The 20,297-nt window shown below is 32.5% G+C and carries 20 protein-coding genes; 17 read left to right on the plus strand and 3 right to left on the minus strand.

Translation table 11 applies throughout. The features are described 5' to 3' along the window. The first annotated feature begins 549 nt into the window (after positions 1 to 549). The 8 genes from ACFVR2_RS05915 (at position 550) to ACFVR2_RS05950 (ending at position 8,109) form a co-directional block, all read left to right on the plus strand. A complete protein-coding gene (locus tag ACFVR2_RS05915) occupies positions 550 to 1,089 on the plus strand; it encodes a hypothetical protein (protein WP_387359738.1) in 540 nt (179 codons plus the stop codon). 178 nt (positions 1,090 to 1,267) lie between these two features. After that, complete coding sequence (locus ACFVR2_RS05920; RefSeq protein ID WP_387359740.1) at positions 1,268 to 1,708, plus strand: GNAT family N-acetyltransferase; 441 nt, start codon at positions 1,268 to 1,270, stop codon at positions 1,706 to 1,708. Positions 1,709 to 2,045: 337 nt separating this feature from the next. Beyond that, positions 2,046 to 3,149, plus strand: coding sequence for an amidohydrolase/deacetylase family metallohydrolase (locus tag ACFVR2_RS05925; RefSeq protein WP_387359742.1), 1,104 nt, complete (start codon positions 2,046 to 2,048; stop codon positions 3,147 to 3,149). Next, complete coding sequence (locus ACFVR2_RS05930; RefSeq protein WP_387359744.1) at positions 3,127 to 4,236, plus strand: DgaE family pyridoxal phosphate-dependent ammonia lyase; 1,110 nt, start codon at positions 3,127 to 3,129, stop codon at positions 4,234 to 4,236. Before ACFVR2_RS05925 ends, ACFVR2_RS05930 begins: the two co-directional genes overlap by 23 nt. After that, positions 4,233 to 4,985, plus strand: a complete 753-nt coding sequence (gene dagF / locus ACFVR2_RS05935; protein WP_387359746.1) for a 2-dehydro-3-deoxy-phosphogluconate aldolase — start codon at positions 4,233 to 4,235, stop codon at positions 4,983 to 4,985. Before ACFVR2_RS05930 ends, dagF begins: the two co-directional genes overlap by 4 nt. Beyond that, positions 4,978 to 5,991, plus strand: coding sequence for a sugar kinase (locus ACFVR2_RS05940; protein ID WP_387359748.1), 1,014 nt, complete (start codon positions 4,978 to 4,980; stop codon positions 5,989 to 5,991). Before dagF ends, ACFVR2_RS05940 begins: the two co-directional genes overlap by 8 nt. Before the next feature lie 18 nt (positions 5,992 to 6,009). Further along, positions 6,010 to 6,732 (plus strand): GntR family transcriptional regulator, encoded by a 723-nt coding sequence (locus ACFVR2_RS05945; protein ID WP_387359750.1) that lies wholly within the window; start codon positions 6,010 to 6,012, stop codon positions 6,730 to 6,732. A 51-nt stretch (positions 6,733 to 6,783) separates the two neighbouring features. After that, complete coding sequence (locus tag ACFVR2_RS05950) at positions 6,784 to 8,109, plus strand: GntT/GntP/DsdX family permease (protein WP_335414790.1); 1,326 nt, start codon at positions 6,784 to 6,786, stop codon at positions 8,107 to 8,109. A 485-nt stretch (positions 8,110 to 8,594) separates the two neighbouring features. Here ACFVR2_RS05950 and ACFVR2_RS05955 read toward each other — a convergent pair whose 3' ends face one another. Continuing rightward, on the minus strand, positions 8,595 to 9,569 hold the full coding sequence (locus tag ACFVR2_RS05955) for a ring-cleaving dioxygenase (RefSeq protein WP_387359752.1): 975 nt from the start codon (positions 9,567 to 9,569) through the stop codon (positions 8,595 to 8,597). A gap of 158 nt (positions 9,570 to 9,727) precedes the next feature. Between ACFVR2_RS05955 and ACFVR2_RS05960 the strand changes: the two genes are divergently transcribed. Then, positions 9,728 to 10,618, plus strand: coding sequence for a DMT family transporter (locus ACFVR2_RS05960; protein ID WP_387359754.1), 891 nt, complete (start codon positions 9,728 to 9,730; stop codon positions 10,616 to 10,618). Positions 10,619 to 10,903: 285 nt separating this feature from the next. Then, positions 10,904 to 11,440, plus strand: a complete 537-nt coding sequence (locus ACFVR2_RS05965) for a GNAT family N-acetyltransferase (RefSeq protein ID WP_387359756.1) — start codon at positions 10,904 to 10,906, stop codon at positions 11,438 to 11,440. Positions 11,441 to 11,796: 356 nt separating this feature from the next. Here the strand turns inward: ACFVR2_RS05965 and ACFVR2_RS05970 are convergent, their stop codons facing one another. Next, positions 11,797 to 12,177, minus strand: coding sequence for a collagen-like protein (locus ACFVR2_RS05970; protein ID WP_387359758.1), 381 nt, complete (start codon positions 12,175 to 12,177; stop codon positions 11,797 to 11,799). Between the two features lie 387 nt (positions 12,178 to 12,564). On the opposite strand from ACFVR2_RS05970, the gene ACFVR2_RS05975 reads away from it, so the two are divergent. From ACFVR2_RS05975 to ACFVR2_RS05985, 3 genes are all read left to right on the plus strand, one after another. Further along, the gene (locus tag ACFVR2_RS05975; RefSeq protein ID WP_387359760.1) at positions 12,565 to 13,608 is read left to right on the plus strand and encodes an ATP synthase beta subunit C-terminal domain-containing protein; all 1,044 of its coding nucleotides are present in this window, start codon (positions 12,565 to 12,567) and stop codon (positions 13,606 to 13,608) included. A gap of 227 nt (positions 13,609 to 13,835) precedes the next feature. Then, positions 13,836 to 14,942, plus strand: a complete 1,107-nt coding sequence (locus ACFVR2_RS05980) for a sensor histidine kinase (RefSeq protein WP_387359762.1) — start codon at positions 13,836 to 13,838, stop codon at positions 14,940 to 14,942. Then, complete coding sequence (locus ACFVR2_RS05985) at positions 14,939 to 15,628, plus strand: response regulator transcription factor (RefSeq protein WP_387359764.1); 690 nt, start codon at positions 14,939 to 14,941, stop codon at positions 15,626 to 15,628. The genes ACFVR2_RS05980 and ACFVR2_RS05985 overlap by 4 nt, the downstream gene beginning before the upstream one ends. Before the next feature lie 251 nt (positions 15,629 to 15,879). On the opposite strand, the gene ACFVR2_RS05990 is transcribed toward ACFVR2_RS05985, so the two are convergent. Further along, positions 15,880 to 16,290 (minus strand): riboflavin biosynthesis intermediates N-glycosidase, encoded by a 411-nt coding sequence (locus ACFVR2_RS05990; RefSeq protein ID WP_387359766.1) that lies wholly within the window; start codon positions 16,288 to 16,290, stop codon positions 15,880 to 15,882. Between the two features lie 267 nt (positions 16,291 to 16,557). Between ACFVR2_RS05990 and ACFVR2_RS05995 the strand changes: the two genes are divergently transcribed. From ACFVR2_RS05995 to ACFVR2_RS06010, 4 genes are all read left to right on the plus strand, one after another. After that, positions 16,558 to 17,124 carry a hypothetical protein gene (locus ACFVR2_RS05995; protein ID WP_387359768.1) on the plus strand — a complete coding sequence of 189 codons (567 nt, stop codon included), beginning with the start codon at positions 16,558 to 16,560 and terminating at the stop codon, positions 17,122 to 17,124. A gap of 231 nt (positions 17,125 to 17,355) precedes the next feature. Further along, positions 17,356 to 18,381, plus strand: a complete 1,026-nt coding sequence (gene desA, locus ACFVR2_RS06000) for a Delta(5) desaturase DesA (protein ID WP_387359770.1) — start codon at positions 17,356 to 17,358, stop codon at positions 18,379 to 18,381. Between the two features lie 104 nt (positions 18,382 to 18,485). Then, positions 18,486 to 19,622 carry a sensor histidine kinase gene (locus ACFVR2_RS06005; protein WP_387359772.1) on the plus strand — a complete coding sequence of 379 codons (1,137 nt, stop codon included), beginning with the start codon at positions 18,486 to 18,488 and terminating at the stop codon, positions 19,620 to 19,622. Further along, positions 19,619 to 20,218 carry a response regulator gene (locus ACFVR2_RS06010; RefSeq protein ID WP_335415993.1) on the plus strand — a complete coding sequence of 200 codons (600 nt, stop codon included), beginning with the start codon at positions 19,619 to 19,621 and terminating at the stop codon, positions 20,216 to 20,218. Before ACFVR2_RS06005 ends, ACFVR2_RS06010 begins: the two co-directional genes overlap by 4 nt. The last annotated feature ends 79 nt before the right edge of the window (positions 20,219 to 20,297 follow it).

Below are 20,297 nucleotides of genomic sequence, written 5' to 3' on the forward strand. Positions count from 1 at the left end.
TTTGTTATGATCCTTACAATAATTGATTGGATGGAGGATTAAATATGCCTTTTTTGCAACTACTGGCGATTTTTAAAGTATCGGGTATGGGGGTTTATTTTTATGTAAATTTTTTATCCAAAAAAGTCATGAGAGGGAGATTAATGTTAAATTAAGTGATCGTTTTTTTAAGAATAGAGTAAAGCCTATCGCAATTACTCAGACAATACTGGGAATTCCATACATAGTATTTTTTATATTTTCATTAAAATCATATTCAGTTAATTTTTTCTATTCGGGACTTATAGGAATAACTCTTGCGGCAACAATGTTTTTATCGGGGATCGAGCAATTTATTTTAAAAAAGAAAAGTTGGTCAATTGTATTCTTTGTCTTATCGGTAATTATTATTTTAGTTGCAGCACAAAGCTTTTCCTTAGCACAACTTCATAAATAACTCTTATTAAGCTAACGCAATGTATTATTTGTAGTACATGCAAATATAATTTGCAGGAGAAATAATTAGTGAAATAGTACTTATATTCAGGGTGTATAAGGGAGAAGGATAAAGTGAGATGTCTATTGTTGTTTATAAGCACAGTTATACTACTTACAGGTTGTTCGTTTAATACTTTGAATGAAGCGGTCCAATCAAAACATAAAAATAACGATACAGTTAAAATCGGATATGTAGAAAACAAGAAACAAACTTTGATTTTTACAGAAGGTATAAAGGATAAGCAGTATGTATTTAGTACTTTTCAGAAAAAAAATGGTAAGTTCAACTATTCAACAAAATACGAAGATGGAGTTACTTTTGATTCGGAAGCAGGGATTCCATTCTTAATTCGGTCAATTAATATTGAAAATATAGGAAATGTAATATGGGGAGCTTTAAAAACAGATAAAAAAATAGCAAAAGTAACAGTAATATACAAAAATATTAAATACCCTAATGAAAAGATTGAAGTGGATATACCAGTAAAAAATAATATGTTCATTGGATATCCGGATAAGTCATTCTTTGAGAATGAAACGACAGTGTATCAAGATTGGGAAATGTCTGGAACAGCGTATGATGAAAAAGGAAATGTAATTGCTAAATATTAAACGTCAAAAGGATAAAACTCTAAATGTTAATTAAAAAAGTAAAGAGTAGGCGAATTTGAATCATTCTACTCTTTTTTTAAATTGGCAATTAATAGTATTATTATTCAATCAGAACATTCCTTAGTAAATGAAGTACAAGTAACAATTTGTAAAAACAAGTTTAAATGTGAGGTGTAGTATGGATATTAGATATAGAATTGCCTCAACAACTGATAGTTCAGAAATTGCTAGATTATCAGGTCAATTGGGTTACAATGTCGAAAAAAATCAAGTCATTGAAAGATTAAATAAAATAGTAAATCAGAAAGATCATGTTGTATTTGTAGCAGAAATTGAAGGTAAACTTATTGGATGGATTCATGCCCACGGACGATATTTGGTTGAGTCTCCACCCTATGTTGAAATTGGTGGGTTGATTGTTGACAGTACATATAGGGGGCAAAAAATTGGTAAGTTTCTAGTGGAAAGATGCGAAGAATGGTCAGAATTATTGGGATTTAAAGAAATAAGAGTACGAACAAATGAAACTAGATTAGAGACACTTATTTTTTATAAAAAGATTGGTTTCGAAAACACAAAAGCACAAAAAGTATTTAAGAAAGAATTAATTGTAAACTAAAAGAATAATATTTACTGCTTATGACAACGTATGCGGTAAGTTCACTTTCCATTTAGCTTGTAGACAATTGGAGTTTCCTCCATGTTTACAAGCTTTTTTTGTATAATAAAAAAATTTAAAAGGTAAATTTAAAGTAGGATGTAAGACACGATTAGAATCATCTGACGCCTTTTATTCGTAATAGGTTTATGGGAATATGATAAAAAAAAATTAAACATTATAACGTTATATTGACTAATGAGAAATTAGATGTTATTCTACATTGGAATAATAAACAAGAAGATGTAAACGAATACATTAATCAATTTAGATGATTTACTGAAAAGGATGAGGGGAAATGAAGGATCATTTCGTACTACAGAATGTAAAAATGATAGACGGAAGTTCTGTTGATATCATAGTAGAAAATAAAAAGATTATAGACATTGTAGTTGCTGGAACTGGTAATGGTGAGCAAAAAGTAGATTACAAGCACAATGTATTTGTTTCTAGTGGTTGGATTGATCTGCATGTCCATGCATATGCAGAATTTGAGCCATATGGTGATGAAGTCGACGAGATTGGTTATAAAACAGGTGTTACTACAATTGTTGATGCAGGTAGCACTGGCGCTGATAATATGTCCAAATTGGTAAGTAGCTGTAAAAAGTCAAAAACAAATGTTTTCGCATTTTTAAATATTTCACGAATTGGCTTAAAACGAATTGACGAGTTATCTGATTTGTCTTGGTTAGACGAGGATCAACTCAAAAATACAATTGCAGAACATAAAGATTTTATCATCGGACTGAAGGCAAGGATTAGTAAAAGTGTAGTAGGTGAAAATGGTGTAGAACCTCTAGAAATAGCTCGTAAGTTTTCAAACGAAACCGGCTTACCACTTATGGTTCATATTGGTTCAGGACCGCCAGATATTAATGATGTTCTAGACTTACTTGAAAATAAAGATATAATTACGCATTACTTAAATGGTAAAGCAAATAACTTATTTGATGAGATGGGAAGACCTCTTCCAAAATTTCTAGAGGCAATTAATCGAGGTGTTCATTTAGATGTTGGGCACGGAAATGCAAGTTTTTCGTTCAAAACGGCTTTTCAAGCTAAAGAACATGGAATTAAATTCAATACGATTAGTACTGATATTTATCGAAAAAATCGATTGAATGGCCCAGTTTATAGTATGTCTCATGTTTTATCAAAATTTTTATACTTAGGTTATTCACTAGAAGAGATTATTGATGCTGTTACTGTTAATGCGGCTAAGTGGCTTAATAAACCAGAACTTGGAAGAATTTCGGTAGGAGATCTTGCGAACCTCACTTTATTTACTGTTGAAGATGAAGTGACATCCTTACTAGATTCTGAAGGAGACGAGCGTAAAGCTGAACAAAAAATCGTAGTAAAAGGAGTGGTTATCAATGGAGAACACATTGAATGCTAAATATGGATTGAAAAGAGTTATTAATGCAAGCGGTAGGATGAGTATATTAGGTGTTTCTGCCCCAACGGACACTGTCATGGAAGCGATGAAAATTGGTGGTCAAAGTTACGTTGAAATTTCGGACTTAGTTGATAAGGCTGGAAATCATATTGCGGGTCTACTTCAATCAGAGGCGGCTGTAGTTGTTAACTCAGCTTCAAGTGGAATTGCCCTTTCAGTAGCGGCAATTGTGACTGAAGGAAACAGACGTAAAAGCGAAAGATTACACCAAGAACCAATTCAAAAAAATGAAATCATTATGCTAAAGGGTCATAACGTTCAGTATGGCGCTCCAGTAGAAACAATGATTTTCCTTGGTGGAGGTAAATTAGTAGAAGTTGGTTATGCAAATGAGGGGAAAGTTGAGCATATTGCAGATGCGATTAATGAAAAAACAGCTGCAATTTTATATGTGAAATCTCATCATGCTGTTCAAAAAAATATGATATCAGTTGAAGAAGCTTGGGAAATAGCTCAAGCAAATAATGTACCATTAATTATTGATGCTGCCGCTGAAGAAGATTTACAAAAATATGTCAAAGTCTCAGATTTAGCAATATATAGCGGTTCGAAAGCGATTGAAGGACCTACTTCAGGTATTGTTGCCGGCAGAAAAAAATATATCGAATGGTTAAAAGTACAATTACATTGTATCGGTAGAAGTATGAAAGTTGGTAAAGAAACCACTTTTGGCCTGTTGCAAGCTTTGGATGAATATTTTGTCAAGAAAGACAATAGTGAAAATGAAAAAGCTAGTTTAGAAGTTTTGAAATCACTAGAGTCAATCGATGGTATAAAAGTAACGATTGTACAAGATGAAGCGGGACGAGCTATTTTTAGAGCTCGAATCCAAATTGATCCTGTTGTAACGAAAACGACAGCGAAGGTTGTAAATGATCAATTAAAGAATGGTAATATTGCGATCTATACTCGTGATTACGGAGTTCGTCAAGGCTTTTTCGATATTGATCCACGACCACTACAATCAGATGATATTTACGTAATTGAAGCTCAAGTTAGAGCAATATTAGGAGGAACTGAACAATGACAAATATTGAAAAACGTTTTTATAACAACCGCGTAGCATTAAATGTTTTAGCAAATAGTATTGAAAATGCAGTTGAAGTTTTTGAAGCTGCAGAAGGTCATGTATTAGTAGGAGTTCTTTCAAAAGATTACCCAACTGTAGAGGCTGCTGTTACAGCAATGAAAGAATACGGTGCAGCTATTGATGAAGCAGTATCGATTGGTCTTGGTGCTGGTGATAACAAACAAGCGGCAGTTGTAGCAGAAATCGCTAAACATTATCCAGGAAGTCATATCAATCAAGTATTTCCTGCAGTAGGTGCAACACGCGCTAACTTAGGTGAAAAAGATAGTTGGATCAATTCTCTAGTATCTCCAACTGGAAAAGTAGGCTATGTAAATATTTCTACTGGACCTGTAAGTGCTGCTAGCGAAACAGCGATTGTACCAATCAAATCTGCAATTGCGTTAGTTCGTGACATGGGTGGAAATGCATTAAAATACTTCCCAATGAAAGGATTAAAACACGTTGAAGAGTTTCGTGCTGTAGCAAAAGCATGTGGTGAAGAAGGTTTTGCTTTAGAGCCTACTGGTGGTATTGATTTAGAGAATTTTGAAGAGATTTTAGAAATTGCATTGGAAGAAAAAGTACCTAAAATTATCCCACACGTATATTCTTCAATTATTAATGAAGAAACTGGAAAAACTAATCCTGAAGATGTAAGAAGATTATTAGCAATCACTAAAAGTTTGGTTGAAAAATATGCGTAAACAAATTGTTGCTTTCGGAGAAGTAATGATGCGTTTGCAAGTGCCAGGGTATGAACTACTGGCACAAGCAAACGCATTACAATATTCTTTCTCAGGAACTGGTGTAAACGTTGCGTCCGCGATGACTAAGCTTGGTCATGATGGCTATCTAGTTACAAAATTGCCGAACAATCCATTAGGAGATGCTGCGATTGCTTTCTTGCAACGATTAGGAATTAATCGAAATTATATTACTAGAGGCGGAAAATATCTTGGACTGTATTTTTTAGAAAATGGTTTTGGACAGCGCTCTAGTCGTGTGACATATACTAATCGTTTAGAAAGTAGCTTTAATACGGCATCTTATATGGATTATGATCTTGATCTAATTGCAAAACAAGCAGATGTTATCCACTTTTGTGGGATTACACTAGCGATGACAGATGATACAAAAGAAACAATGAAAATTCTTGCGAAAAAAGTAAAAGAAAATGGTGGATTAGTTTGTTTCGATTGTAATTACCGACCTTCTTTATGGGAGGAAGGATATAGTAAAGCAAAACCTCATTATGAAGATATGCTAGCATTAGCTGATATCGTCATGATGAATGAGAAAGATGCGATGTATGTTTTAGGAATGGAGACAGAAGGAACTTCTAGGGAAGCACAACTGAAAGACCTGATTCCTAAAGTTGCAAAACAATATAACATACAAACTGTTGCAGGAACACACAGAGCAATTAATAGTGACAATTCACATTCATTACGTGGATATCTATTTACTAATGGTGAATTTCACTTTTCGGAAAATACTTCTTTTTCCGTATACGATCGAATTGGTGCTGGAGATGCTTATACTAGCGGTATACTACATGGTGTGTTAACTGAGTTTTCACCAGAAAAAACCGTTCATTTTGCACAAACAGCAGGTATGTTAGCATGTACGATCGTTGGAGATACTCCGATGTCAACTGAGGCAGAAATTTTATCAGCTTTGGCTGGAACAATTGATGATATTAAGCGCTAAAAAAGGAGAGGTAAGGGAATGAGTGTGAATCGTAAAAAAGGACCGTTGTATTTACAAATTAAAGAGATGATAAAGGATCGAATTTTACATGGAGTTTATCCAATTCACACAAATATTCCCTCTGAACCTCAATTAGAAGAAGAGTTTAGTGTTAGTAAAATTACGATTAGAAATGCCATAAAAGAACTTGTTCAAGAAGGATACTTAGAAAAGAAAAGTGGTAAAGGAACAAAGGTTATTGCGAATGTAACGAGCGCAAAACTTTCAAAAGGGAAACGATTTACAGAAATTTTAGTTGAGGAAGGACATCATATTACTAAAAAAGTACTGAGTATAAAAAAGCCGGAAATAATAGCGGATTCTATCCCTTATTCTGTATTTGGTGATAAATATGTCCAAATTGAGCGAATTTATTTACTAGAAAATGAACCGTATATTCACTTTACACACTTTATTTCAATTGAAGTAGCCGAAGAAGAAATAGAAGATATACAGATCAGTTCCCTATACCGTTTCTTAGAAGAAAATAATATTCGATTAGAATCTTTCCGAGATGAATTTGCAGTAGCGATTGCTCCGGATCATGTTTGTGAGATTTTAAATTTAGAAAAAGGCACAACCACATTAAAAAGAATACGTCGTTCTAGTGATGAAGATGGAAATGTTTTAGAAATCAGCGAAGGTTACTATAATACGGCCAAACAAAATTACGTTGTAACCTACAATGATTCAGCGCAGTAATGAATCTTCATTTTATAAAATGTAAGCGATTACTAAGGGAGAGAGTGCATAATGGATTTATATTTGATTGGAATTACATTAGTAGCAATCGTTATCGTTATTTTAGGAGTTTCGTGGTGGAAATGGCATGCATTTATTAGTTTATCTGTAGCTGGCCTTTTCCTAGCCGTTTTTTCTGGCGTATCAATGGATAAAATTGTAACTGCTTATGAAACAGGGGTAGGCGCCGTTCTCGGTCATCTTGTTGGGATTTTAGCTTTAGGAACGATTTTAGGAAAAATGATGTCAGATTCTGGAGCAGGTATGCAAGTAGCTGATTTCTTTATAAAAAAATTCGGCGTGAAAAACCTACCATGGGCAATGTTGCTTTCAGGTTTTATTATTGGAATTCCAGTATTTTTCGAGGTCGGTCTAGTAATCTTGTTACCTCTTGTTATATCAATTCGTAAATCTACCAATTCAAATATTCTATTAATTGGTATCCCAGTACTTGCTGGTTTATCGATTGTACATGGTTTAGTGCCACCACATCCTGGTGCGATGACAGCGATTGGTATTTATAATGCAAACCTAGGACGAGTACTACTTTATTCATTAATTATTGCTTTTCCAACTGCAATCATTGCAGGTCCGATCTTTTCAAAATGGATTCACAAACGTGTAACACCAATTGGTGAACCAGAATTAATTCGAGTTGAAACGAAGTCAAATGCTTTACCAAGTACAGGTGTATCATTTTTCATCATCTTACTACCAGTTTTACTAATGGTGTTAACGGTAATTACACCATACTTATCTCTACCAAGTGCAATTGCAAAATTCTTAATTTTAATCGGTAGCCCTGTAATTGCTCTATTAATCTCTTGTTTTGCAGCTTATTATTTATTAGGGTATCGCCAAGGAATGGACAAAACGTTAATAAAAAAATTAACTGATGAATGTTTAACACCTTTAGCTTCAATTATTTTAATCATTGGTGCAGGTGGAGCATTTAAGCAAATTCTAATTGAAAGCGGTGTAGGTACTGCCATTGCAACAATGGCTGAACAAATGTCACTATCACCGATCGTGCTTGCATTCTTGGTAGCAGGGTTAATAAGAATAGCTACTGGTTCAGCTACGGTTGCTTTAACAACAGCAGCTGGAATTGTTTCTCCAGTAGTGGCACATATGACTGGTGTAAACTTAGAATTACTTGTTATTGCGACTGGCGCAGGTTCACTAATGTTTTCACATGTAAATGATGCAGGGTTCTGGTTAGTAAAAGAATACCTAGGATTAACAGTCAAAGAAACATTCAAAACATGGACAGTAATGGAAACGCTTCTATCGTTTGTAGCGTTTGGACTTACATTAATTTTAGATATCTTTATTTAAGAATAAACGAAGGGGCTGTCTCAAAAGTCAAGTTAACTGACACAAAAGGCGCCTCTTTTTTCAATAGGTTTTAAATAGAATATGCGAACACTTTGGGAACATAATATATCTTTACTTGAGTTATGTTGATCTAAGTAGTGGGGGTATCTCAATAGTACTTTTCATCTGTAGTTAAAAAAACGGTTCTTTATTTATGATGATTAGAAGTTTTTTGTACGATTTAGTATGTGTTAGACAATATTAGTAGTTTTCTATTTAAAAGTCTCTGCTATTGGACAATTATTAGCCCTGAATACTCTTACTGGTATAGGTAATTATTAATTTTATTTGCGATACACTTGGATTTAATTGCAGTTTTCAATTTTAAATTGCAGATTTGCGTACTTTATTTGCGATTTCCGGATTTTATTTGCAGTTCATCCGTATTTGCCGTAAAAAAAGAGAGTTCCCATAGTGTAATACTTTTTTCGAAACCCTCTAACTTCTTAATTTTCATTAAAGTCTAATGGACGTAAACTTGCTTCGATTTCAGCACGTTTAGGCTCAAGAAATGGAGGCAATGCTAAACGTTCACCTAATGTATCAATATTTTCATCAACATCAAATCCAGGGGTATCAGTTGATAATTCGAATAAAATATGATTTGGTTCTCTAAAATAGAGCGCTTTAAAATAATAGCGTTCTATTTTTCCTGAATTCGTAATCCCAAGTGAATTTAATTTGTCGGCCCATTTATTATATTCTTCGATGTTCGGTACTCTAAAAGCAACATGATGTACACTTCCACGCCCAGGTCTAGCTCTCGGTAAGTCTGGTCTTACTTCCAAGTGAACTTCTGCTCCAGCACCACCTAATCCGGTTTCGTAAACTGCTATACTTGCAAAATTCCCTTCTGTAGAAGGGTAAGTGCCAACAAGTCTAAAACCTAAAACATCCGTTAAAGTTTTACTAGTAGGAATCGAATCTTTTACAGTAAGTGTCACTGGACCTAAGCCAAGAATTCCATGTTCGGTTGGGATATCTGATTTATTCCAAGGAGTACCCGGTGAAACACCTCTTTCACCATTATCAGCTACTAAAATTAATCTTGTACCTTCATAATCTTGAAATGCGAGTGTATCTCGATTTGCTCTTTTAATTATTTCATCATGTGAAATATTAAGTTCTTTAAAGCGATTTTTCCAATAATGTAGTGAGTCAGTTGTGGCTACTCTTAAGGAAGTTGAAGATATGATCGAGTGACCAGGATATGTATTTCCTAGATTAGGGATATCGAAAAATGTTATTTCTGTCCCAGGATTTGCTTTTGCATCACCATAAAACAAGTGATAACTGGAAGTGTTATCTTGATTTACAGTTTTCTTAACAAGTCTCATTCCTAAAACCTTTGTGTAAAACTCGTAATTTTTTTCAGCCTTTGTAGTAAGTAGTGAAACATGATGAATTCCCAATAATTCCACTTTCATCACTCCCTTAAAATTATTATTGAATCAATATGACTTTCATAATTTTTATGTACACATTGTAAATGGTTAGAGATTGAGGTAGAGTTTTATGTTAAACTGTTATCTAATAATTATAATATTCTGACAAGTGAAATAGAAAGGGGGAAAATGTTTTGTATTTCGGTTATTTATTAATTTTAATATCTGCAATAGCCTTTGGATTAATGCCTATTTTTGCGCTTTATGCTTATGGTCAAAATGTAAGTGTTAATACATTATTATTTTTAAGGTTTACATTTGCGACAATTATGTTCTTTAGTTACTTAGTAGTTAGTAAAAAATTAGTTAAAATTACGAAAAAACAATTAGTATTATTTGTTTTACTAGGTGGAGTATTGTATATGCTTCAATCAAGTTTTTATTTCAGCTCAGTAAAATACATTCCTGCTTCATTAGCAGCATTAATTCTCTATTTATACCCCATTTTTGTAGCAATTCTATCATTTTTAGTAAACAAAGAGCAATTAACAAAAAATATAACGATATCAATTTTATTATCGTTGGTCGGAATTGTACTAGTGTTGGGGGCTCCTGCAGAACATATAAATCCATTCGGAATCATATTAGCATTAGCAGCAGCAATCGTTTACTCAATATACATAATTGTTGGTGGCAGGGTTTCGATGCATGTCCCTCCATTAGTAACAAGTGCATATATTTCTTTATTTGCAAGCATTTCATTTTTACTAGTTGGCGTATCGACAAGCACGATTCACATTCATTTTAAATTGATTGGTTGGATTTCAATTTTAGGTATTTCAATTATTTCAAGTGTTATATCAATGGGTGCATTTTTTGCTGGTGTAAAACGAATAGGACCAACAAAAGGGGCAGTATTAAGTATGGTTGAGCCAGTAGTGACAATCACATTTTCAACCATTCTATTTCATGAAAATATGAGTTTACTTCAAGTGGTAGGTGGGACTATTGTTCTAGGTGGGGCGCTTTTAGTTGTTCTTACTAGTGTGAAAAGAAAGATTGTCGAGAATAAAATGGATTTTTAAATGTTATATGATAAAATGTAAATAGAATATTAGTTTAATAATATTTAAATGTTAAAATAGCTGCTTATGCAGCTATTTCAGTGTGTAGACAAAGTACAAAAAACTTGGATTTCAGACTGATTGCAAGCGCTTGTCTTTCGAAGCGCGAAGTCTGGTGAGGAGCGGAGTTACCTTAGACGGTAATGAGCACCGCAGACAGGCGAAGCAACGAAGAAAGCGAGCGTTTGTCAACAGTCTGAAATGGCTGCTTATGTAGCTATTTTTAATTTGTAGAGGAGTCGTAAAATGTTCGAATTAAAATTAAAAAATAGAGAAATAGTAAAAGTTCGTCAAGCAACAGGAACTGATGCTAAATCAATTATAGATTTTTATAACATCGTAGGTGGAGAAACGAACTTTTTATCATTTGGAGGCAATGAGTTTAAAAGAAATGAAGCAGAATATCAGACATTTTTAGAAGATACCTTCAATGAAAAAAATTCAATTATATTATTAGGTACAATCAATGATCAAATAATAAGTATCGGTTCGATCAATTCCAGTCAAAAGGAACGTACAAAGCATGTTGGTACGCTAGGCATTGTAATAAAAAAAGAATATTGGGGATTAAGTTTAGGGAAGTTATTGATGCAATCATTAATTGATTGGGCTAAACAAAATGATCTAACTAGAAAAATTCAATTAGTTACGAATGAAGATAATCTTAAAGCCATTCAATTGTATAAAAATTTAGGATTTGAAATTGAAGGGGTAATGAAAGAAGATACTTATATAGATGGAAAATACTGTAATACTTTAATGATGGGCTTATTTATTAAATAGAACTGAAAATAACAATTTTAAAGGCTCTATTTATACACGTACTAGTAGTAGAATTGTAAATTTAAAAGCAGACGCACCACAATCCAATTGAAATGTAATAGTAGATTTAAAGATTCCGAATGAAAATTCATTAATTTCCCCATCTGTAAGTGTTAGTATTGGGTTGGTAAATATAGTGCCAAATGATTCAATTGACATAGTAAATGGCATAATTTTTGCCGACAAAGCTCTGTACATGGCAAAAGTGAATGGTAGAAATCAAGTAAACGTATATTCTAGTAATTTGGAAATGTCTTACGTTAAAAAAGCCTTGTGATATGTAATCACAAGGCTTTTTGTTAAAGTAGCTATAGTTTTTAGAAGCACGTAAACGATCTAATTCGATGGGTATCGATTCCAAAAAATATCCATCTCCAGCCAATCCATCTCCAACCTGCAACTGAGGTTCTTCCGACGAAGGTTGGAAAGTACCAAAATTGTTCTCCATTATTCAACCATACATAAGTATTTCTAAATCGACAACCAGCGATTGCACCTGGATCTACTGCAAATGCTGTAGCTTGAGACATTTGTGGTGTGAATGAAGGTGGTGGTGCAGTCGGTTGACCTTGAGATTGACCTTGACCTCCGCCACCCGGTTGTCCCGGAAATCCTGGAAATCCACCTGGTTGCCCTGGAAACCCGCCCGGTTGTCCTGGAAAGCCTGGAAATGTCCTAAATTGAGGGAAAAAGTTCATTTTATCAACTCCTTTTTAGTTTAATCATTATTAAAGTATGAAATTTAATGTTTTTTGTTTGGGCTGATAGTTAAATATCCATATCAACAAGGGAAGTTTGCCATATGGAAAGAAGATCATTATTATGTTGGTTTTGAGCATGACAATTTTATTAAGAAACACATCAAAGAGAAGATTGATCCCCTTCTCTTTTTTTAATGTTCATAGATAGGAAATTCTACTAAACCTAATCATCCCAAAAAAACCAGTTAATTTTCGAAAACAAAAACATTTTTAGTGGAAAATACCTATTTTTACTTTATGGAGTAAAAAAATTACTTTTAAAAGTAAAGAAATACTTGCGTAATTCTGTAAATTCGAATAAATTGAATGTAAAGGAGGAGAAAAATGGAAAATTTACGCTTGAATGTCGCATTATTACGTCGTAGAGTACCGAACTTGACTACTTCTGCGAAAACTGTTGGACTTCGACCAGCAACTGTTTCAAACTTATGTACTGGAAAAATTCCAATTGGTCGCTCAGAAGTAAGAACACTAGTCGCATTAGCTGCATTAGCAGAATGTACATTGGATGAACTGATCATTAGAGGGGAGAAGATTGAGATGATTGAAACGGGTATAAAAACGCTTGATTTATTTGCTCCATTAGTAAAAGGTGGTACGGTCGGGTTGGTTGCAAGACCAGGCATGGGTCAACTAGTTGTATTAGCAGAAATTTTATATAAATTAAAGAATGATTCATATTTTACGATTTTGTTAAAACCAGAAGGTGAGCATCCAGAAATCAATGATATTTTAGATGATGTAAATTTAGTCTGTCATTCAATTGATGAAGTATATGAAGCAATCGCAAAAGCGGGAAAAAACGTAGAGTTTGCTTTTGCAGCGGATCGTTCAAACGTCATTACCGGTGATATTAACCGTCTACAACAAAAATTAGCAGATATCGGTATTGAAGATGTAACTACTTTTTTAGTTGATTTAAAAGGGGAAGCAGTGGACGAAGATTTCCCATACGGACCATTAGAAACATTATGGCAATTTGATGCAGACTTAGCGTTCAGACATAAATACCCTGCAATTAATCCTATTCATTCAACATCTACAGTTTTAGAAGATAATCAACCAGACCAAACCCACAACCAAGTACAAAAAGCAGCTCAAAAATTACTACGTAGATATCGAGAGTTAAGATCACTAGTAGCAGTACATGGAATTGATTCACTACCTGAAAATGAAAAATTGACATTTAAACGTGGTGAATTATTAGAAGCATATTTAACTCAACCATTTTTCGTAGCAGAAGAATTCACGGGTACAAAAGGGGCATCTGTTAATTTACAAAATACTTTACAAGATGTTCGAAAACTAATCGATGGTGCTTTCGATTCGATGGAAGTAGATAAAATGAATTTTATTGGTAGCCTGTAGAAAAGTAACATATCATTATTTTAATGTGGAGTGTGGCGCTTGTATGTGTCACACTTGTTTTTTTACCTAAATATAGTTTTCTTCGAAGATGGAAGTATAAAATTTAAGAATTATTTAAGAATTTAATAATAGGTAATTAATATTTCTGAATTATACTTTGCCACAAACAAATAATTAAAATGTAAAAAAGTAATAATTCATCATTCGCCTGAAAGTTGGAGTATATTTTGTCGATTCGAAAACGGTTAATCTTATCTAATATTGCTATGATTGTTATTCCAATTATTTCCTTTATCCTCATTGAGATTATGCTCGGTGTGTTTTACTATAAAGTTTTTGAACCTAAATTTAATGGTCATCCTCCACATTCGTTTTATTTTTTCCGTTTCGGAATCATTGTACCTATTTTTGCAATTACAAATGGAGTGCTATCATATTTTGTTTCAAGAAGTATACTAAGACCAGTAAAAAATCTTACAAATGCTGCTAAACAAATCAGTGAAGGAAATTTAAATTTTGAAGTTAAACCAATAAACAAAGATGAACTTGGTCAATTAGCAATTAGCTTTGAATTAATGAGGAGAAATTTAAAAGAGTCAGCTGAAATACAGAAAAAATACGAAGAAAATCGTAAGGAATTAATTGCGAATATTTCACATGATCTGAAGACACCAATTACGTCAATAAAGGGCTATATTGAAGGAATTAAAGATGGCGTGGCGAATACACCAGAAAAAATGGGTCGGTATATTGAAACAATTTATCTGAAAACCTTGGATATGGATCAATTGATTAATGAACTATTCCTTTATTCGAAATTAGATTTAAAACGAGTACCATTTCATTTTGAAGAAGTAAATATTCATGATTATTTAGTCGATCGAATCGATGAGTTAAAATTTGATTTAGAACCAATAAACGTAAGTATTACTTATAGTGAGGATGTGGATCGAGAAAATAGTATCGTTCTGATAGACCGGGAACAATTCAAACGTGTAATGACAAATATCATTCAAAATAGTTTGAAGTACATGGATAAAGATGAAAAACGAATTAGCATAAAATTAATAGATGGCAAAGAAAAAATAACGATAAAATTTCATGATAACGGTAAGGGAATTTCGAAAGAGGCGCTTCCGTTTATTTTTGATCGTTTTTACCGAGCCGATCCATCAAGAAATCTATCAACAGGTGGGACTGGATTAGGGCTGGCTATTGCAAAAAGAATCATAGAAGAGCACGGTGGAGAAGTATGGGCAGAAAGTCAAATTGGTGAATATACAAACATTTTTCTTTCATTAAATAAGAATTCAATATCAAAGGTGACAAAATGAAAAAGGTTTTTATTATTGAAGATGATCAAAGTATCGCATTATTACAAAGAGATTATTTAGAAATAAATGATTTTGAAGTTGAGATAGAATCTAATGGAAAAAGCGGACTTCAAAAAGCTTTATCAAAGGAATATGACTTAATCATACTCGACTTAATGTTGCCAGAATTAAATGGATTTGAAATATGTAAAAAAATTCGAGAGAGTAAAGACATCCCAATCTTAATTGTTTCAGCTAAAACAGAAGATATTGATAAAATTAGGGGATTTGGTCTAGGGGCAGATGATTTTATCGTAAAACCATTTAGTCCAAGTGAATTAATAGCCAGAGTCAAAGCTCATCTTTCAAGGTATCAACGTTTAGCAAATAAAGGTCAAATTAATGAAGAAGAACTCCAAGTAAGGGGACTTACGATTCAAAAGGATTCTAGAAAGGTTCTTGTTAATGGAGAAGAAAAAATATTCACTACGAAGGAGTTTAACTTACTTACCTTTCTTGCTTCAAATCCAAATAAAGTATTTAGTAAAGAATTATTATTTGATCGAATTTGGGGATTTGAAACTGTCGGAGATATTTCGACTGTAACTGTTCATATCCGTAAAATCCGTGAAAAAATAGAAGTTGACCCATCCAACCCAAATTATATTGAGACGATATGGGGAGCGGGATATCGATTTAAAGATTAAACTTAATCATTAATCTAATTAAGGGTGATCCGGTAAGTTAGTTGTGCTGACTTAAGGGATGGCTCTTTTTTATTAACCTACTTTGGTGATCTTTACAAAATAAATTTGTGAGTGTTTGATGAGGCTTTTTAAAGCAATTTGACAAAATGCAATAAACCATAAAATTAGATGGTTTATCACGGTCTATAATTGAAGTTTGTTGCATTATTTTAATTTGCTTCGAACTTCCATTAAAACTTTCCCAAGTAGATTTAGCCCTTTCCACTTTTTAGGATTTTCTGCACGTTTATCGTTTTCGCTATACCAATTCCCCAAATCTTATCAAAAGGACTAGCTTCAACTAAAATTTTATTACCCGTTGCTAGTATTTTAGATTTTAGTATGGTGTTAGAAAATTTATCAAATAAAACATCCCCATAAATTATTTCACGATTTGCTATCCAAACTTTTTCATCGAACGGTATTTCATTGCTTCTCCCTAAATCTTTACATTGCTTAGGTGTCTGGGCTTTTAGTATTCGATCAGCAATATTATTAGCACCAAATAAATTTGCTTTTCGATACATAATTGCTTGCTCTGACCATTTGAAATCTATACCTTGATGTTTGAATGGGTAATAATAAAAGTTTGAGTAAATATCATCGTTTCCCCAAAAAAACACAAATTTGTCAGTTATCCTCATATTCATACAAGTCCTTTTCTTATCTTGTTATTTCTGTTAATTAATGTATAAATTGTATCATCTTTAAAAAGAATAGGTAATTTTCATTTGAACAAAAAAGTTAAGAAAAAATCCTAGTCGTAAATCAATAGGCAATTTCGTAGCAAAGATGATTTAAGAATTATTTAAGAAATTGATAATAGTAGTTTTATATCTAGCCACTATGATGAAAAGTATAAAATTTATAAAAACGGAGGGAATAGAATAGTGGCTAAAAAGAAAATAAATTTAACGAAAAAAAATATATTAGTTAGTGTACATGTTTTAGCGGTATGTGCTTGGTTTGGAGGTACATTAAGTTTAATAATATTAGGATTATATTTGAAAAATGCGCAAAACTCAGAGCAACTTTTTTATACATTATCGAGTATGCATATCATTGATGAAAATTTACTAAAATATCCTGCACTTGCAACTTTAGTTACAGGGATTTTACTTTCAATTTGGACTCAGTGGGGATTAGTAAAGTATTATTGGGTAGTTATAAAACTCGTACTAACTGTTTTAATTATTCTGATTGGAATCTTTTTGATTAATGATTGGTTCGCGTATTTAGTAAAAACCGCAGAAAGACTAGGGGTAAATGCACTTAATGAAAATAAATTTGAGTCAACTTGGCTCTCAATTATTATAACTGGAATATTTAACTTAAGTTGCTTAGCATTCATGACATTTATTACGTATTTTAAACCTTTTGGTAAAATAAAAAGAATAAAAAAGTGGCAACACCATAAAAATCATTTAAATTATGGAGTTCTAACTGATAAAAAGTAATACTATTTGAGTATTACTTTTTTTTTATGAAAAAACTATCATATTTACCAAGAAATTAAACATTCTAATAAATGTGTTTTTATAAATTCGATATTGAAAGTAAACGTTTTATTTAATATGACATTTGTCATCTTTTTCATATGACGCTTGCTACTACCACTGGGGAAATTAACTTATATAATTAGGATAATATAATAATGAAAAGTTACAACATTAGGAAGGAACTTCTAAATGTCAAAAGAAAATCAAAAGAGTTTACGAAAGCAAATTATTCCTTATGAAAAATCAAATTTAAAAGCAAGTATTTGGCAATTGATCAATACTTTTATTCCATTTATCTTTTTGTGGTATTTAGCCTATAAAAGTATTTCTATTTCAGTAGTATTAACGATCTTTATTGATATTGCTGCAGCACTATTCTTAATAAGGATATTTATCATCTTCCATGATTGTTGTCATCAATCATTTTTTAAGAATAAAACAGCAAATAAAGTTCTTGGCACAATTACTGGCGTTGTTACTTTATTTCCTTTCAGCCAGTGGAAGCACAGTCATTCAATCCACCATGCGACAAGTGGTAACTTAGATAAGCGCGGGATTGGAGATATGTGGGTTTTAACAGTTGAAGAATACGTGGAAGCGTCGTTCTGGACAAAAGTACAATATCGCCTATACCGTAATCCATTAATCATGTTTGGTTTAGGTCCAATTTATATCGTGTTAATTACAAATCGATTCAATACGAAAAATGCAAAATTAAAAGAAAGATTAAATACCTATTTAACTAATATTTTAATTGTTGGGGTTTCAGCATTATTTTGCGTTACAATTGGTTGGGAAAATTATTTATTAGTGGAAGGTCCGATCTTTTTCATTTCGGCAGTATTAGGAATTTGGCTTTTCTATGTACAGCATCAATTTGAAGACACTTATTTTGAAGAAGATTCGAATTGGGAATATGTAAAAGCAGCGGTTGAAGGAAGTTCTTTTTATAAACTTCCAAAATTATTGCAATGGATTACTGGTAATATTGGTTATCACCATGTTCATCATTTAAGTCCACGAGTACCAAATTATAATTTAGAGTCTGTTCATAATAATACGCTACCATTACAAAATGTACCGACGATTACACTAAAAACAAGTTTTACATCTTTAAAATTCAAATTATGGAATGAAGATACAAAGCAATTTGTAGGATTTAAAGATATCAAATCAATCTATAAAGTAAATCGCGAAAGTTCAGACTCTGTCTGAACTTTTGATGTATTTAATTTACATTTTTATAAAGATTAACTTTACTTAAATATGATAAGATTGTTAAAGAACGTCACAAAATGTTTGAATAATGAGGTAAATTTATGTTTAAAAGATATTTAGGCTTCCTAAAAAGTACAGGAATCTCACCATATATTTGGACAGTTTTAGGTATTTCGCCATTTTATTTTATTTTTCTTTCTGCACATTCCACTTTAAGAATCATAATAGGAATTTTACTAACAATATCATTTTTTATAATCTATCGATTGGCATACATATCAAAAGGATGGTCAATTTTTTTATGGTCATCAATCTTAATCATCATTTCCACTTCAATGAATATACTTTTTAGTTATGTATATTTTGCTTTTTTTATAGCCTATATGATTGGAAAGAGAAAAAATAGAGTTACATTTTTAACTTTATATATCCTTCATTTAGTTATTACTACAATTTCAATCAACATCACGATTATCCTTCAAGAAGAATTAATCATTAAGCAGCTTCCATTTATTATCATTACTTGGATTAGCGTTATTTTGTTACCATTTAGTCTTTACAGTCGAAATGAAAGAGGTCAATTGGAAGAAAAGCTAGTAGATGCTAATAAACGTATTTCCGATCTTGTAAAACTAGAAGAACGTCAACGAATTGCACGTGATTTACATGATACGCTCGGTCAAAAGCTTTCATTGATTGGCTTAAAAAGTGATTTAGCTAGAAAGTTAATCACAAAGGATCCAGATTTAGCTCAAAATGAATTAAGGGATGTACAACAAACGGCCAGAACAGCTTTAAATGAGGTACGAAAAATAGTTTCTCAAATGAGAGGGATTCGAATTAAAGATGAACTAATAAGGATCAAGCAAATTCTACATGCCGCTGAAATTACAGTTGAATGTAACGATAACTTTCAACTTACAAATGTATCCTTACTGACAGAAAATATTGTGAGTATGTGCTTAAAGGAAGCTGTAACTAATGTTGTAAAACATAGTAAAGCCACAATATGTAGAATAACAATTAATCAAATGAAAAATGAAATAATTTTTTCGGTTATAGATAATGGAGTTGGTTGTAATTCGGAAAAATTTACAACCGGTTATGGGTTAATTGGAATGAAGGAACGACTCGAATTTGTGAATGGAACGTTAGAGGTAAACTGTGAAAACGGAATGACTTTAATTATGAAAGTTCCAATCGATGTAAAACAAATTGAAGTGGAGGAACTAGAATGATTAGGATCGTAATTGCTGAAGACCAACGAATGCTATTAGGTGCTCTTGGTTCTTTACTTAATCTTGAAGATGATATGGAAGTTGTTGGTCAAGCATCAAACGGAGAAGAAGCAGTTAAACTAGTCAAGCAATTACAACCTGACATTTGTATAATGGATATTGAAATGCCTGGTAAAACTGGACTTGAGGCTGCAGAAGAATTAAAGGCTTTCGATTGTAAAGTTATTATATTAACAACTTTCGCTAGATCTGGTTATTTTCAAAGAGCATTAAAAGCAGGTGTAAAAGGTTATTTATTAAAGGATAGTCCAAGTGAAGAATTAGCAAGCTCAATAAGAAGTATTATTGCCGGGAAGAGAATCTATGCTCCGGAACTTATGGATGATGTATACGCCGAGGAAAATCCGTTAACAGACCGAGAAAAAGAAGTTTTAGAGCTAGTAGCCGATGGTAAAAACACACAAGAAATTGCGGATGAATTGAGTCTAAAAACAGGAACAGTGAGAAATTATATATCTATGATTTTAGACAAATTAGAAGTTAAAAATAGAATCGAAGCTATAAAACAATCAAAAGAAAAAGGTTGGTTTAAGTGAAGTTAATGGCAGGAAGCATGAAAACAAGAAAAGCAGGTAGGGCAAGAATTGAAAACAAAATTTTTCAATCCTTTAACGC

The organism is Gottfriedia sp. NPDC057991, assembly GCF_042886615.1.
GTDB lineage: Bacteria > Bacillota > Bacilli > Bacillales > Bacillaceae_G > Gottfriedia.

Coding starts and splice junctions, on each gene's coding strand:
- ACFVR2_RS05920 (WP_387359740.1), top strand. CDS start 1,268: ATGGATATTAGATATAGAATTGCCTCAACAACTGATAGTTCAGAAATT.
- ACFVR2_RS05950 (WP_335414790.1), top strand. CDS start 6,784: ATGGATTTATATTTGATTGGAATTACATTAGTAGCAATCGTTATCGTT.
- ACFVR2_RS05940 (WP_387359748.1), top strand. CDS start 4,978: ATGCGTAAACAAATTGTTGCTTTCGGAGAAGTAATGATGCGTTTGCAA.
- ACFVR2_RS06005 (WP_387359772.1), top strand. CDS start 18,486: ATGTTTAAAAGATATTTAGGCTTCCTAAAAAGTACAGGAATCTCACCA.
- ACFVR2_RS05985 (WP_387359764.1), top strand. CDS start 14,939: ATGAAAAAGGTTTTTATTATTGAAGATGATCAAAGTATCGCATTATTA.
- desA (WP_387359770.1), top strand. CDS start 17,356: ATGTCAAAAGAAAATCAAAAGAGTTTACGAAAGCAAATTATTCCTTAT.
- ACFVR2_RS05925 (WP_387359742.1), top strand. CDS start 2,046: ATGAAGGATCATTTCGTACTACAGAATGTAAAAATGATAGACGGAAGT.
- ACFVR2_RS05930 (WP_387359744.1), top strand. CDS start 3,127: ATGGAGAACACATTGAATGCTAAATATGGATTGAAAAGAGTTATTAAT.
- ACFVR2_RS05975 (WP_387359760.1), top strand. CDS start 12,565: ATGGAAAATTTACGCTTGAATGTCGCATTATTACGTCGTAGAGTACCG.
- ACFVR2_RS05945 (WP_387359750.1), top strand. CDS start 6,010: ATGAGTGTGAATCGTAAAAAAGGACCGTTGTATTTACAAATTAAAGAG.
- ACFVR2_RS05970 (WP_387359758.1), bottom strand. CDS start 12,177: ATGAACTTTTTCCCTCAATTTAGGACATTTCCAGGCTTTCCAGGACAA.
- ACFVR2_RS06010 (WP_335415993.1), top strand. CDS start 19,619: ATGATTAGGATCGTAATTGCTGAAGACCAACGAATGCTATTAGGTGCT.
- dagF (WP_387359746.1), top strand. CDS start 4,233: ATGACAAATATTGAAAAACGTTTTTATAACAACCGCGTAGCATTAAAT.
- ACFVR2_RS05965 (WP_387359756.1), top strand. CDS start 10,904: ATGTTCGAATTAAAATTAAAAAATAGAGAAATAGTAAAAGTTCGTCAA.